A 12,757-nucleotide genomic window follows, 5' to 3' on the forward strand; every position below is an offset into this window, starting at 1 on the left:
TATCGAACACCAGCATGCACGAATGTCGGCGATACAGCACTCGATTCAGCGAAGAAGCTGAGTGAGTGGTGCAGATCACTAACTTAGTGCCGCCGGTCAGCTGAGCCGGGCGGCCCGATTCACCGCCGACACCACCGCCCGCAGCGACGCCGTCGTGATCGACGGCGCGATCCCCACACCCCACACCGTCGACCCGCCGATGGCGGCCTCGACGTACGCCGCCGCCTGCGCCTCCTCGCCGGCGCTCATCGCGTGCTCGGAGTAGTCCAGGACGTGGACGTGGATGCCGACGCGGCTCAGGGCGTCGCAGAATGCCGCCAGCGGCCCGTTGCCCTCGCCGGCGACCTCGGTCTCCACCCCGTCGATCTTGACGACGGCCTCGATCCGGTCGGTGCCGTCGTCGGTCTCGGCGGCGATCAGCTTCTGGTGCATCCGCTCCAGCGGCGTGATCGGGGTCAGGTACTCCTCGGCGAACGCGTCCCACATCTCCTTGGGGCTGACCTCGCCGCCCTGGGCGTCGGAGATGCCCTGGATGACCTTCGAGAATTCGATCTGCAGCCGGCGCGGCAGCGCCAGCCCGTGGTCGGCCTTCATGATGTAGGCCACCCCGCCCTTGCCGGACTGCGAGTTGACCCGGATCACCGCCTCGTAGGAGCGGCCGACGTCGCGCGGGTCGATCGGCAGGTACGGCACCTGCCACAGCAGATCGTCGACGTCCGAATCGGCGGCGTCCGCGTCGATCTTCATCTGGTCCAGGCCCTTGTTGATCGCGTCCTGGTGGCTGCCGGAGAACGCGGTGTAGACCAGATCGCCGCCGTAGGGGTGGCGTTCGGGCACGTTCAGCTGGTTGCAGTACTCGACCGTGCGCCGGATCTCGTCGATGTTGGAGAAGTCGATCTGCGGGTCCACGCCGCGGCTGAACATGTTCAGGCCCAGCGTCACCAGACAGACGTTGCCGGTCCGCTCGCCGTTGCCGAACAGGCAGCCCTCGATCCGGTCCGCCCCGGCCTGGAAGCCCAGTTCGGCGGCGGCGACCGCGGTGCCGCGGTCGTTGTGCGGGTGCAGGCTCAGGATCACCGAGTCGCGCCGCTTGAGGTTGCGGTGCATCCACTCGATCGAGTCGGCGTAGACGTTCGGGGTGGCCATCTCCACCGTCGCCGGCAGGTTGAAGATGATCGGGTTCTCCGGCGTCGGCTGGATGACGTCGCCGACGGCGTCGCAGACCTCCTTGGCGTACTCCAGCTCGGTGCCGGTGTAGGACTCCGGCGAGTACTCGTAGCGCCAGTTGGTGCCCGGATGCTTGGCCTGCTCCGCCAGGCATTTGCGCGCGCCGTTGACCGCGATGGTCAGTACTTCGTCCCGGTCGGCGCGGAACACCACCCGGCGCTGCAGGATCGACGTCGAGTTGTAGAAGTGCACGATCACGTTCGGTGCGCCCACGCACGCCTCGAAGGTGCGCTCGATCAGCTCGTCGCGGCACTGGGTCAGCACCTGGATGGTGACGTCGTCGGGGATCGCGCCGTCCTCGATGATCTCCCGGACGAAGTCGAAGTCGGTCTGGCTGGCCGACGGGAAGCCGACCTCGATCTCCTTGTAGCCCATGTTCACCAGCAGGTCGAACATCCGGCGTTTGCGGGCCGGGCTCATCGGGTCGATCAGCGCCTGGTTGCCGTCACGCAGGTCGACCGCCCCCCACAGCGGGGCGGTGTCGATGACGCGGTCCGGCCAGGTGCGGTCCGGCAGGCTGATGTGCTCGACCTCGTCGGTGAAGCTGCGGTACCGGTGCACCGGCATGAACGACCCGCGCTGGGTGTTCCACACCGGCTGGTTGATCCCGGGCGGTCCGGCGGGCTTGGTGATGGTGCGGGCGGACGAGTAGGCGTCCGGGCTGGGGGAAGTGGTCACGATGTTCGCTCCGGTGAGTCAGATGGACTGCAGACCGGCGCATCGGCGAAACCCGCGACGGGAAGCCGGTCCTGGTCAGACCCCGTCGCGGCGTCCGAGCAGGAGCGCGCGCAGCATGTCAGGCATTCTAGCGCGTCGGCCCGTGCGGAGGGAGCGGTGGTCGACCAGCGCAGCCGGCTACCGGCCGCGAACCGCGGCGGTGGCCTTGACCAGGAGGTCGGACATCAGCTGTTGCGGGTCGGCGTCTGCGTCGGCACCACCGCGGACGACGACGCTGGTGTGCTCATCGAGTGCCGCCGTGAAGATGTACTCGGGGTCCTCGTGGTCGGCGGTCAGTTTCATCGCGGTCGTGGTGGCACCCTCGATCCGGGGCGCAGGAATGGCCTCGGCGGTCCCGGCCACCTCCGGTGAACCGGAGATCGCAACCCGGTCACACCCGGCCGGCGGCTGTCCCACCGGAATCGGGGTGGGCGACTGGAACGCCACCACGTCGATGCTTCCGTGGTCGCCCTCGGCGTCGATCCCGGCCGCTCGGGTGCCGGCTGACGGGTCGGCGTACGGCGGGAGGATCGCGGCGAGGCATTGCGGCGGATCGAACGTCGCGTGGGTCAGGGTGCTCACGCCGGACTTGTCGACGTCTTGCTGGTCGAGGGTCTTCGGCTGGTGGGTGTTGACCGTGAAACCCTGCGGGAAGTCGTTCTCCACGGTGGTGACCCGGGCGATGTCGTAGGGCCCCGCCGCTGCCGTCGACGCGGCGCTTGACGACGGGGATTGTGCCGCGGACGGGCCGGACTCGTCGTGCGTCGCCGCGTGGCCGCACGCCGCGAGGAAGACACCGGCGCCGAGCGCCAACGAAACGCTTCTGCCCCTGGTGAATACCCGAGATGCCATCGGCCGAGTTTAGGCGACGGCTGGGGCTATTGTCGGTTCCAAGTCGTATGAAGGAGTTGACGATGTCGCGATCACATGCCCGCGCGGTCAGCGCAGTGGTCGGCGTGCTCGGCGCCGGCGTGCTCGGCGTGCTGTCCGGCCCCGTCGGGTCGGCGCACGCGACGGTGCCTGTCGCCGCCACGGCAACGGTACTGCCCGGTGCGGGCGACGTTTCCAGCCCGGATCCACACATCGCGCCCCTGGGCCGCGGCCACTGGGGCGGCCACCGGTACTGGGGCAACGGCGGCTGGGGTGGCAACTGGGGCGGCGGCTGGGGCAACGGCTGGGGTAACAACCAGGGCAACGGCTGGGGTAACGACGGCTGGCACGGCAACTGGGGCGGCGGCGGCAACTCGCAGAACTGACCGGCGACGGTCGACGATCTGCCGGACTGTGCGGATGGCGGACCGGCCACACCCGAGGGCGTGGCCGGTCGTGGGATGGCTGCTCAACGCACCCGGCTAGATCAGGCCGGCGGTGCCGGTTCGGACGGGAGGACGTCCCCCACCGGGATGCCGGATTCGACCGACGAGGAGAACGGGTCGAAGGTGAACGTGCTGATGCCGTCGTTCGAGTCAGTGCCGTACATGATCTCGCTACTGGAGGTCTGCACCGAGGCGGTGGCTCCCTGGAAAACCGTCAGCTGGTTCTCGTCGGCGTAGCCGTATGCTTGCTCGCCTGTCGGCAGGGTGGTCGTGGCTTCCTGAACCGTCGCGAAGTTGAACACCGGAACCGACTTGTCCGTCGTGGTGTCGACCGCGACGAACGCGTTCAGCGGCGTCGTGTCGGTCCAGGTCCACTGCGTCGAGCCGAAGTCGACTTGCAGCACGTTGCTGTCCGACAAGCCGTAGGCGTTGACGTCGTCGGCGAATGCCAGGCCCGCGGGTCCGGCGGCTGCGAGGCCAGCGGCGAAGACTCCCGCGACAAGACCGCGACGCAACGCGGTGCGGTGGGTGATCATCATGACGATTCTCCTTGTTCGGTGCGGCGTCGCCCGTGGCCGTGCGTGGAAGTGATTGACGGCCAAGATGATTAGCCGGTCAACCAGACGTCGTGCTGCGAGTCTTCCCGCGTGGGTGTTACAGGGGCATCACAAACCGCAGCGATGCGTGGGCACAAGAGCGCGGTCCACTGAGCGGACCGGAGTGTCGACCGGATCGGGCGCTGGTCCGCTGAGCGGACCGCGGTCTTGTCAAGACCTCGACCGATGACGCGCAATGAGTCGTGATCGAAGCCGAGTGTCGTTGGGGGAGTGATCGATATGCGGTCTGAAGACGTCATCCGACTGGCGGGTGGGGCAGTCCCCGCCAGTCGGATGGCGGCCAGGCTGAGCGAATACCCGGCGACCGCCAGCAATGCCGGCACAACCTAGGAGTCCCAGATGTCGTATGTAACAACAGAGCCCGAGATGCTGCTGTCGGCGGCTGGCGATCTGCACGGCATCGGGTCGCTGATGGCCGCGCACAACCTCGCGGCGGCGGCGCCGACAACCATGCTGATTCCCGCTGCCGCCGACGAGGTTTCGGTGCTAACCGCGGCGCAGTTCTCCGCGCACGCTTCGCTGTATCAGCAGGTCGGCGCGCAGGCTCTGGCGGTCCACGACCTGTTCGTGGCGACGCTGACCGCCGGTGCGGGCTCTTACGCCGCCACCGAGGCGGCCAACGCGGTCGCGACCAGCTGAGGGAGTGATCCGCCGTGAGCCTGGGCGTGCTGCCGGATTTCGGGGCACTCATGCCCGAGATCAACTCCGGGCTGATGTACACCGGGGCAGGCCCGGGACCGATGGCGGCCGCCGCGGCGGCCTGGGACGCGCTGGCCGCCGACCTGTACGGCACAGCAACCGCCTACGGTTCGGTGCTCTCCGCGATCACCAACACCTGGCGGGGGCCGTCCGCGATGTCCATGGTGGCCGCCGCCACCCCGTACGTGGCCTGGCTACACGCGACCGCCGGGCAGGCCGAATTGGCGGGCGCACAGGCCAAGGCGGCGGTGACCTCCTACGAAGCGGCGTTCGCGGCGACCGTTCCGCCGCCGATCATCGCCGCCAACCGCGCGCTGCTGATGATGCTGGTGGCCACCAATTTCTTCGGCCAGAACGCCCCGGCCATCGCGGCGACCGAAGCGCACTACGCCGAGATGTGGGCCCAGGACGCCACCGCGATGTACGGCTACGCCGCGGCGTGTGCCGCGGCCACGTCGACGCTGCCCGGATTCAGCGGGGCGCCCACCACGGCCACCGGGCCGGGGCCGTCCTCGGCAGCGGCGGCGACGGCCGGTTCGGCGGGCTCCGCGGGATCTGCGGCGTCGTCGGCCGCGACGGCGGCAGCGGCAACACCGGCCGCATCGTCGCTGGGTGCGCTGTCGTCACTGAGCACGTTGATGTACCCGGCGATGATTCTGGCCCGGTTGGTGGTGTCGCCGATGAGCGCACTGGTCACCCGGATGATGTCGATGGGCATGGCGGCCCCGGCAGCCGGCCGGTTGGGGTCCGCGGGGCACGGGCCAAGCCCGACCGGGCATGGCCCAGGGCACGTACTGCGGCTCGTCGCCCTGGCGAACCCGCATTACACGCCGCCGGCGGCGCCATCACCGTCGGCGGGGATCGGGCGCGCCACCCTGGTCGGCAAGTTGTCGGTGCCGCCGCGGTGGGTGACGGTGACGGCCCCGCTTACCACGGGTTCGACGCCGGCCGCGCTGCCAGTGGCTAATCCGCTTGTGGGACAGGCGGGCTCAGCGGGTGCACCGTTCGGCATACCGGTGGCGCACAACGGCCGACGGAACGCCGGTTCGACCCCGGCGCGCTACGAGATGCGACCCAGCGTGCTGCCGCGCTGGACGGTCGGCGGTTAGGAGACTCAGGTGTTCATCGACTTCGGGATGCTGCAGCCGGAGATCAACTCCGGGCGGATGTACACCGGCGCCGGCGCTACACCGCTGCTGGCGGCGGCGTCGGCCTGGGACAACCTGGCGACCGACCTGCACGCCACCTCGGCCGGATACGCCTCGGTGGTCGCCGGGCTGACCAGCGGTGCGTGGCTGGGTAGGGCGGCGATGGCGATGGCCGGTGCGGTCGCGCCGTACGTGGCGTGGCTGCGGGCAACCGCCGGGCAGGTCGAGCTCACCGCCACCCAGGCGAAACTTGCTGCGGCCGCTTATCAGACGGCGTACGCGATGACGGTGCCGCCGCCGCTGATCGCCGCCAACCGCAGCCTGTACCTGTCGCTGGTGGCCACCAACGCCCTGGGGCAGAACACCCCGGCCATCGAGGCCACCGAGGCGCACTACGGCGAGATGTGGGCGCAGGATGCCTCGGCGATGTACGGCTACCAGGCGTCCTCGTCGGGGGCCTCCTCGACGCTGCCGCCCTTCGGTTCGGCGCCGCACACCGCCAACCCGGCGGCGGTGGCGGCGTCGGCCGCCGCGGTGCCGTCGACCGCGGCGACCCACGCGGCTTCAACGGTGGCAGCGGCTTCGACGGCACCGTCGACGGGTTCGGCGCCGCAGTCCGCGGCGTCCGGTCTGTCGGCGCTGTCCTACCTGACTCCGCTGATGTACCCGATGTCTATGGCGACGATGCCGCTGAGCTCGATCATGAGCACGCTGATCGGCCGCGGTTTGACGGGGTTGGGGGCCGCCGCAGGTATGGCCGGTGCCGCCGGCGCCCATGCGTTGGGCTCGGCCACCGGGGTGCTGGCGCCGGGATTGGCCGGGCTGGCGAGCCTGGGACACGGCATTCCCGCGGCAGCCGCAGCGGTACCGGCGGCGACGGCGACCCTGGGTCAGGCGGCCGGAATCAACGGCTTGTCGGTCCCGCCGACCTGGGTGGCCGCCGCGCCACCTCCGGTCAGCTCGGCGGTCCTGGCGTCCAGTGTGGGCGCGGCCGAGGCGGGTGGCTCCACCTCGCCGTTCCCCTACGGAATGCCCTGGACCGGGGCCGGCGCCCACGGCGGCACCGGGGTTGCGGCCCCGTCGAAGCCGGAACTGCTGCGCACGCTCGTCGTTCCACGCTTCCCGATCATTGGGTAGCGCAAGGGAAGGGAGACCCTGACATGGCAACGAGATTCATGACGGACCCGGATCAGATGCGGGCGATGGCAGGCCGATTCGACGTGCACGCCCAGACCGTCGACGACGAGGCCCGCGCGATGTGGGCGTCGTCGACCAACATCGCCGGCACCGGTTGGGGTGGGGCCGCGCAGGCGGCCTCCTACGACACCATGGGGCAGATGGGGCAGGCATTCCGCAACATCGTCACCATGCTGCACGGCGTGCGGGACGGGCTGATCCGCGACGCCAACAACTACGAGCAGCAGGAACTGGCCTCGCGCCAGGCCCTGGGCAGCTGACGGCGCTGGATTCATCGAAGGAGGACCACGATGACGATCAACTATCTGTTCGGCGACGTCGACGCCCACGGCGCCACCATCCGCGCTCAGGCCGCCGCCCTGGAGGCCGAGCATCAGGCCATCATCTCCGATGTCGTTGCGGCCGGGGACTTCTGGGGCGGCGCCGGATCGGCGGCCTGCCAGGAGTTCATCGCGGCGCTCGGCCGCAACTTCCAGGTGATCTACGAACAGGCCAACGCGCACGGCGCCAAGGTGCAGAACGCCGGTGACAGCATGGCCGGCACCGATTCCGCGGTCGGCTCCAGCTGGGCCTGAGCGGCCGGGCGGTCACTTGCTGGTCAGCAGCAGCCGCACCAGTTCCGCCTGGCGGTGGGTCTGGGTCTTCTGGAAGATGTGCTGCTGGTGGGTGCGCACCGTGGACAGCGAGACCCCGAGTTGGTCGGCGACGGACTGCAGGCCGTGACCGTGCACCAGGGCCGCCGCAACCGTGGATTCGGTGGCGGTCAGGCCGAAGCGCTGCCGCCAGAACTGCTGGTGCAGTTCGGGCTGACCGGCGGGGTCGACGATCGCGACCAGCACAGCGGGTGCGGCGGCGTCACCGAGTGGCAGCACCTCGACGCGGTACGGGCTGCGCCCCGAGGGGCGGGGCACGGCGAACCTGGCGCCCGAGCGGGTCGGCCCGGCGGAACCGGCGGCCATCGTGATCCGCCGGACCAGGGTGGTGTGGGCCTCCGGGGCCACCGCCTCCAGGCGCCCGAGGTGATCGATGCGCAGGCCGTCGGCGCAGGCCAGGAGTGTCATCGCGGGGCCGTTGGCAGCCAGCACCACTCCGTCGCGGCCCAGCACCACCGCCGGGCGCGGGCACTGTTCGAGGACGTCACCGGTCAGCCGGCAACTCTGCTGATGCTGCGCGGCCAGCGAGATGCTGGTGTGGGTGGCACGTTGCAGGTGCGGCACCAGCAGTCGCATCAGCCGGATGCGCTTGTGGTCCGCGATCGGCCGGCCGTTTAGCCCCCCGGCGACCACCAGCCAGCACGGCTGTTCGGCAGTATCGGTGAAGCGCGCGAAGATCGCGTCACCGACGTTGTTGGGTGTGCACCAGTCGACGAAGAACTCGCTGCGCGGGCGGACGTCGGCGGGCAGGGTCTCGGACAGGCTGAGCACGGTGCCGGCGGGCGACCGTTCGATGGCGGCTGCGGCCGGGTCGATCCGGTGGTAGTAGCCGGCGTAGTCGGGCGCCGTGTCGGGTGGCTCGTCGACGACGTGGAACAGGGCGGGCCCGCTGTCCGGCTGGGCGGTGAGCAACGCGCACCCGTTGCCACCGAAAGCATCGATCAGTCCGATAAGTGTCCTCTCCCAGAGAGAGGAGTCTAGTGCAGCTTCGTAAATAGACGCGATCAGCGTCGAAAAACTCTCTAATTTAACGGACATGTAAATACCTCTGCGCCTTACTCGGCGGTAGCCAGTCAGTGGTCCAATCTCATCCGTTCGTCTGATGACACCTCAATCTGGACCTGCTGCAATCACGATGTTAATCACGAAGTCATACGTCAAGTAGACACCTTTCGACGTCACTTGAACATAAGAAAAGCGAGTCGCAACCCGCGAGTCGTGACCAGGGGTAAGGGGTGAGTCCGACGACCAGTTGTGAGGCCGGCCCATTTGACGTTGCCGTCAAAAATACAGTGGCCGAGGAAGGCCTGCAGATGAATGCGCTCACCGAGATCGCCGGCTGCCACCGCGGCGTGCTCACCGGAGCGTTCGAGATTCTCGACGTGCTCGGGCACGCCGACGCCGGGCTTGGTCTGACCGACCTCGCCCACCAGACCGGGCTGGCGAAGTCCACCGTCCACCGCCTTGCGGAGCAACTCGTCAGCGTCGATGCGGTGCAGCGCATCGGGCAGCGCTATTTCATCGGTCCGGCCGTGGCCCGACTGGGGCGCTGTTGGCAGCCGGACCCCCAACTCCGCCAGGCCGCCTACGCCTGGGTCCGCACACTGGCGGCGCTCGCCCAGACCGCCGCAGCGGTGTACGTGCTCTGCGAGGGCCGCGGCCATCTGGTGACCGCCACCGTGGGCCGCAGCCAATCCTGGCTGCCGCCGGTCGATTTGGATGCGGTCCGGCTTCCGCGCACCGCGATCGGCCGGGCGCTGCTGGCCTGCTACGACACCGACGGTCCTGGGTTTCCGGCGTGCCGGTGGCGGCGCCCGTCGGACCTGCCGGGCTGGCGGGAAGTGGTTGCCGACGATCGGGGCGCCACCGGCGGCTTCGGCTGGATCGCCGCGCCGGTGCGGCGGTCCGACGGGCTGCCCGCCGCGGCGGTGGGTGCGATCGTCGTGGAAGCCGTTGTGCCGCCAAGGTTGAAGGATGCGGTGATCTCCGCCGCCGAGCAGATCGGCCGCGCCTGCGACGGCGCGCCGGTCCGCTGACCGGACTGAGGTGTTGCCGAAGTGGGCGGCGTGAGCGTCCAATCGGGGTGTGGCAGGAGAGTCCGCCCGCCGGATTGGAGCGAGGACATGGGGGCCGCCGGTAACGGGCCCACGATCACGGCCCGGGCGATGACACCGCAACTGCTCGTCACCGGCCGTGGCTTCCTGCCGGGCTCCGAGGTGACCATCCGGATGATCGGCCCGGATGGGACCAGCACCTTCGTCCAACAGGACGCCGACCGGTCCGGTGCGCTGGCGATCGGAATCCCGGCGCCGACACCGCATGGGTCGCTGTGCATTTCGGCCACCGACAGCCTGCCCGACCCCGACGACGAGACCGGTGTCCGCTGGACGAACACCGACACCGTCGCCTGGTGATCCGTCACGACGAATGCGTTCGGCACGCCGGTCCAGTCAGTGGACCGCGATCTTGTGCCAGGAGGCAGATGGGCGCCTAATCGATCGCAGGGATGCGAAATCGGAAGGGAGCCCGCACATGTCGTACCTAGAGCACGCGATGCTGATGCCCACGGGGCATCACCGGCAACCCGATGGATCCGTGCTGCGGGTCGACTTCGAGGCGGGCCAGTGGGTCGGGTCGCTGTACACGCCGCAGCTGGAACTGCGAAGCCAACTGATCGGCAGCGACACCGAGGTGCACGCCTGGGCGGACCGGCTCGCCATGTAGCGGCTGTTGCGCAGCTCACCGCGATAGGCGTTCCGGGCGATATCCCATACCTCAGGTCAGCGGCTTCGTGCGGCGCGCAGTGGCCCACGTATCCTGTTCTGAACTTCGACCCTGACCGGGAAGGGATCAATATAGTGGCGCTCGTCGTACAGAAGTACGGCGGATCGTCGGTGGCCGACGCCGACCGGGTCCGCCGGGTCGCTGAGCGCATCGTCGCGACCAAACAGGCCGGCAACGACGTCGTCGTGGTCTGCTCGGCGATGGGCGACACCACCGATGAGCTGCTGGACCTGGCTCAGCAGGTGTCGTCGGCCCCGCCGGCTCGCGAGCTGGACATGCTGCTCACCGCTGGGGAACGGATCTCCAACGCGCTGGTCGCGATGGCCGTCGAGGAACTGGGCTGCCAGGCCCGCTCCTTCACCGGTTCGCAGGCCGGGGTGATCACCACCGGCGCCCACGGCAAGGCCAAGATCATCGACGTCACCCCGGGTCGGCTGCAGGCCGCCCTCGGTGAGGATCAGATCGTGCTGGTCGCCGGTTTCCAGGGCGTCAGCCAGGACACCAAGGACGTCACCACGCTGGGCCGCGGTGGCTCCGACACCACCGCGGTGGCGCTGGCGGCGGCGCTGAAGGCCGACGTCTGCGAGATCTACACCGACGTCGACGGCATCTACAGCGCCGACCCGCGGATCGTGCCGAACGCCAAGCGGCTGGACACGGTCACCTTCGAGGAGATGCTCGAACTGGCCGCCTGCGGCGCCAAGGTGCTGATGCTGCGCTGCGTGGAGTACGCCCGCCGCTACCACCTGCCGATTCACGTCCGGTCGTCGTACTCGGACAAGCCCGGCACCATCGTTTCCGGATCGATCAAGGACATCCCCATGGAAGACGCCATCCTCACCGGAGTCGCACACGACAAGAGCGAAGCCAAAGTGACCGTCGTCGGCATCCCCGACCTGCCCGGTTACGCGGCCAAGATCTTCCGCGCCGTCGCCGACGCCGACATCAACATCGACATGGTGCTGCAGAACGTCTCCAAGGTGGAGGGAGGCAAGACCGACATCACCTTCACCTGCCCGCGCGACAACGGGCCCGCCGCCGTCGCCAAGCTCGAATCCCTCAGTGCCGACATCGGTTTCAAAGAGGTGCTGTACGACGACAAGGTCGGCAAGGTGTCGCTGATCGGCGCCGGGATGCGCAGCCACCCCGGTGTGACGGCGACGTTCTGCGAGACGCTGGCCGACTCCGGCATCAACATCGACCTGATCTCCACCTCGGAGATCCGGATATCGGTGCTGGTCGCCGAAGCCGACCTGGACAAGGCCGTGGTGGTGCTGCACGAGGCGTTCGGCCTGGGCAGCGACGAACAGGCCACCGTGTACGGCGGGACGGGCCGCTAATGGTTTCCATCGGAGTGGTGGGGGCCACCGGCCAGGTCGGCCAGGTCATGCGCACCCTGCTGGCGGAGCGTGACTTCCCGGCCGACACCGTGCGGTTCTTCGCGTCGTCGCGCTCGGCGGGACGCACCCTGCCCTACCGCGGCACCGAGATCGTCGTCGAGGACGCCGAGACCGCCGACCCGTCCGGGCTGGACATCGCACTGTTCTCCGCCGGTGGTGCCATGTCCAAGGTGCAGGCGCCGCGGTTCGCCGCCGCCGGGGTGACCGTCATCGACAACTCGTCGGCGTGGCGCAAGGATCCGGATGTGCCGCTGGTGGTGTCCGAGGTCAACTTCACCCGCGACGTGCTCGACGCGCTGCCGCTGAAGAAGGGCATCATCGCCAACCCGAACTGCACCACGATGGCGGCGATGCCGGTGCTCAAGCCGCTGCACGACGAGGCGGGCCTGACCCGGCTGATCGTCTCCACCTATCAGGCGGTCTCCGGCAGCGGGCTGGCCGGCGTGCAGGAGTTGGCGTCGCAGGTGCGCGCGGTGTCCGACGGCGCCGAGGGCCTGGTGCACCACGGCGGCGCGGTGGACTTCCCGGCGCCGAACAAGTACGTCGCGCCGATCGCGTTCAACGTGGTGGCGCTGGCGGGCAGCTACGTCGACGACGACTCCGGCGAGACCGACGAGGACCAGAAACTGCGGTTCGAGAGCCAGAAGATCCTCGGCATCCCCGACCTGCTGGTCAGCGGGACCTGCGTGCGGGTGCCGGTGTTCACCGGGCACTCGCTGTCGATCAACGCCGAGTTCGCCCGGCCGATCTCCCCGGAGCGCGCCACCGAGTTGCTGTCCCACGCGGCCGGGGTGGAGCTGGTGGACGTGCCGACCCCGCTGGCCGCCGCCGGCGTCGACGACTCGCTGGTCGGGCGCATCCGGGTCGACCCCGGGGTGCCGGACGGGCGCGGGCTGGCACTGTTCGTCTCCAGCGACAACCTGCGCAAGGGCGCGGCGCTCAACACCATTCAGATCGCCGAACTGCTCGCCGCCGCACGGTGACCCGCCGGGTGGGCCG

15 protein-coding genes are annotated in these 12,757 nt (G+C 69.3%); 11 read left to right on the top strand and 4 right to left on the bottom strand.

What is annotated here, in order from left to right:
* Window positions 1-96 precede the first annotated feature (96 nt).
* Both leuA and KIH27_RS17680 read right to left on the bottom strand, forming a co-directional pair.
* Window positions 97-1,905 (bottom strand): 2-isopropylmalate synthase, encoded by a 1,809-nt coding sequence (gene leuA, locus KIH27_RS17675; protein WP_214094274.1) that lies wholly within the window; start codon window positions 1,903-1,905, stop codon window positions 97-99.
* A 177-nt stretch (window positions 1,906-2,082) separates the two neighbouring features.
* Window positions 2,083-2,796 carry a DUF5642 family protein gene (locus tag KIH27_RS17680; protein WP_214094275.1) on the bottom strand — a complete coding sequence of 238 codons (714 nt, stop codon included), beginning with the start codon at window positions 2,794-2,796 and terminating at the stop codon, window positions 2,083-2,085.
* A 62-nt stretch (window positions 2,797-2,858) separates the two neighbouring features.
* Between KIH27_RS17680 and KIH27_RS17685 the strand changes: the two genes are divergently transcribed.
* On the top strand, window positions 2,859-3,200 hold the full coding sequence (locus KIH27_RS17685; RefSeq protein ID WP_214094276.1) for a hypothetical protein: 342 nt from the start codon (window positions 2,859-2,861) through the stop codon (window positions 3,198-3,200).
* A gap of 101 nt (window positions 3,201-3,301) precedes the next feature.
* Here the strand turns inward: KIH27_RS17685 and KIH27_RS17690 are convergent, their stop codons facing one another.
* The gene (locus tag KIH27_RS17690; RefSeq protein ID WP_214094277.1) at window positions 3,302-3,799 is read right to left on the bottom strand and encodes a hypothetical protein; all 498 of its coding nucleotides are present in this window, start codon (window positions 3,797-3,799) and stop codon (window positions 3,302-3,304) included.
* 417 nt (window positions 3,800-4,216) lie between these two features.
* Here KIH27_RS17690 and KIH27_RS17695 point away from each other — a divergent pair, with 417 nt between their 5' ends.
* Genes KIH27_RS17695 through KIH27_RS17715 form a run of 5 tightly spaced genes read left to right on the top strand, consistent with a single transcriptional unit; the run spans window position 4,217 to window position 7,496 of the window.
* A complete protein-coding gene (locus KIH27_RS17695) occupies window positions 4,217-4,516 on the top strand; it encodes a PE family protein (protein ID WP_214094278.1) in 300 nt (99 codons plus the stop codon).
* 14 nt (window positions 4,517-4,530) lie between these two features.
* Window positions 4,531-5,685: a PPE family protein gene (locus KIH27_RS17700; RefSeq protein WP_214094279.1), complete on the top strand. Its 1,155-nt coding sequence runs from the start codon at window positions 4,531-4,533 to the stop codon at window positions 5,683-5,685.
* Window positions 5,686-5,694: 9 nt separating this feature from the next.
* Complete coding sequence (locus KIH27_RS17705) at window positions 5,695-6,861, top strand: PPE family protein (RefSeq protein ID WP_307856926.1); 1,167 nt, start codon at window positions 5,695-5,697, stop codon at window positions 6,859-6,861.
* A gap of 23 nt (window positions 6,862-6,884) precedes the next feature.
* Window positions 6,885-7,181 (top strand): WXG100 family type VII secretion target, encoded by a 297-nt coding sequence (locus KIH27_RS17710; protein ID WP_214094280.1) that lies wholly within the window; start codon window positions 6,885-6,887, stop codon window positions 7,179-7,181.
* Between the two features lie 30 nt (window positions 7,182-7,211).
* Window positions 7,212-7,496, top strand: a complete 285-nt coding sequence (locus KIH27_RS17715) for a WXG100 family type VII secretion target (RefSeq protein ID WP_214094281.1) — start codon at window positions 7,212-7,214, stop codon at window positions 7,494-7,496.
* A gap of 12 nt (window positions 7,497-7,508) precedes the next feature.
* Here KIH27_RS17715 and KIH27_RS17720 read toward each other — a convergent pair whose 3' ends face one another.
* The gene (locus tag KIH27_RS17720) at window positions 7,509-8,486 is read right to left on the bottom strand and encodes a helix-turn-helix transcriptional regulator (RefSeq protein ID WP_214094282.1); all 978 of its coding nucleotides are present in this window, start codon (window positions 8,484-8,486) and stop codon (window positions 7,509-7,511) included.
* Window positions 8,487-8,887: 401 nt separating this feature from the next.
* Between KIH27_RS17720 and KIH27_RS17725 the strand changes: the two genes are divergently transcribed.
* From KIH27_RS17725 to KIH27_RS17745, 5 genes are all read left to right on the top strand, one after another.
* A complete protein-coding gene (locus KIH27_RS17725; RefSeq protein ID WP_214094283.1) occupies window positions 8,888-9,610 on the top strand; it encodes a helix-turn-helix domain-containing protein in 723 nt (240 codons plus the stop codon).
* 30 nt (window positions 9,611-9,640) lie between these two features.
* The gene (locus tag KIH27_RS17730) at window positions 9,641-9,988 is read left to right on the top strand and encodes a hypothetical protein (RefSeq protein ID WP_214094284.1); all 348 of its coding nucleotides are present in this window, start codon (window positions 9,641-9,643) and stop codon (window positions 9,986-9,988) included.
* A 118-nt stretch (window positions 9,989-10,106) separates the two neighbouring features.
* Entirely contained in the window at window positions 10,107-10,298 is a 192-nt protein-coding gene (locus tag KIH27_RS17735) for a hypothetical protein (protein WP_214094285.1), read from the top strand.
* A 134-nt stretch (window positions 10,299-10,432) separates the two neighbouring features.
* On the top strand, window positions 10,433-11,698 hold the full coding sequence (locus KIH27_RS17740) for an aspartate kinase (protein WP_214094286.1): 1,266 nt from the start codon (window positions 10,433-10,435) through the stop codon (window positions 11,696-11,698).
* Window positions 11,698-12,741, top strand: coding sequence for an aspartate-semialdehyde dehydrogenase (locus KIH27_RS17745; protein WP_214094287.1), 1,044 nt, complete (start codon window positions 11,698-11,700; stop codon window positions 12,739-12,741). The genes KIH27_RS17740 and KIH27_RS17745 overlap by 1 nt, the downstream gene beginning before the upstream one ends.
* Window positions 12,742-12,757: the final 16 nt, after the last annotated feature.

This window comes from Mycolicibacter acidiphilus (assembly GCF_018455725.1).
GTDB lineage: Bacteria > Actinomycetota > Actinomycetes > Mycobacteriales > Mycobacteriaceae > Mycobacterium > Mycobacterium acidiphilum.

What these genes read in the sequence shown, in the direction of transcription:
- KIH27_RS17680 (WP_214094275.1), bottom strand. Translation starts at nt 2,796, where the DNA reads ATGGCATCTCGGGTATTCACCAGGGGCAGAAGCGTTTCGTTGGCGCTC.
- KIH27_RS17685 (WP_214094276.1), top strand. Translation starts at nt 2,859, where the DNA reads ATGTCGCGATCACATGCCCGCGCGGTCAGCGCAGTGGTCGGCGTGCTC.
- KIH27_RS17690 (WP_214094277.1), bottom strand. Translation starts at nt 3,799, where the DNA reads ATGATGATCACCCACCGCACCGCGTTGCGTCGCGGTCTTGTCGCGGGA.
- KIH27_RS17695 (WP_214094278.1), top strand. Translation starts at nt 4,217, where the DNA reads ATGTCGTATGTAACAACAGAGCCCGAGATGCTGCTGTCGGCGGCTGGC.
- KIH27_RS17710 (WP_214094280.1), top strand. Translation starts at nt 6,885, where the DNA reads ATGGCAACGAGATTCATGACGGACCCGGATCAGATGCGGGCGATGGCA.
- KIH27_RS17715 (WP_214094281.1), top strand. Translation starts at nt 7,212, where the DNA reads ATGACGATCAACTATCTGTTCGGCGACGTCGACGCCCACGGCGCCACC.
- KIH27_RS17725 (WP_214094283.1), top strand. Translation starts at nt 8,888, where the DNA reads ATGAATGCGCTCACCGAGATCGCCGGCTGCCACCGCGGCGTGCTCACC.
- KIH27_RS17735 (WP_214094285.1), top strand. Translation starts at nt 10,107, where the DNA reads ATGTCGTACCTAGAGCACGCGATGCTGATGCCCACGGGGCATCACCGG.
- KIH27_RS17745 (WP_214094287.1), top strand. Translation starts at nt 11,698, where the DNA reads ATGGTTTCCATCGGAGTGGTGGGGGCCACCGGCCAGGTCGGCCAGGTC.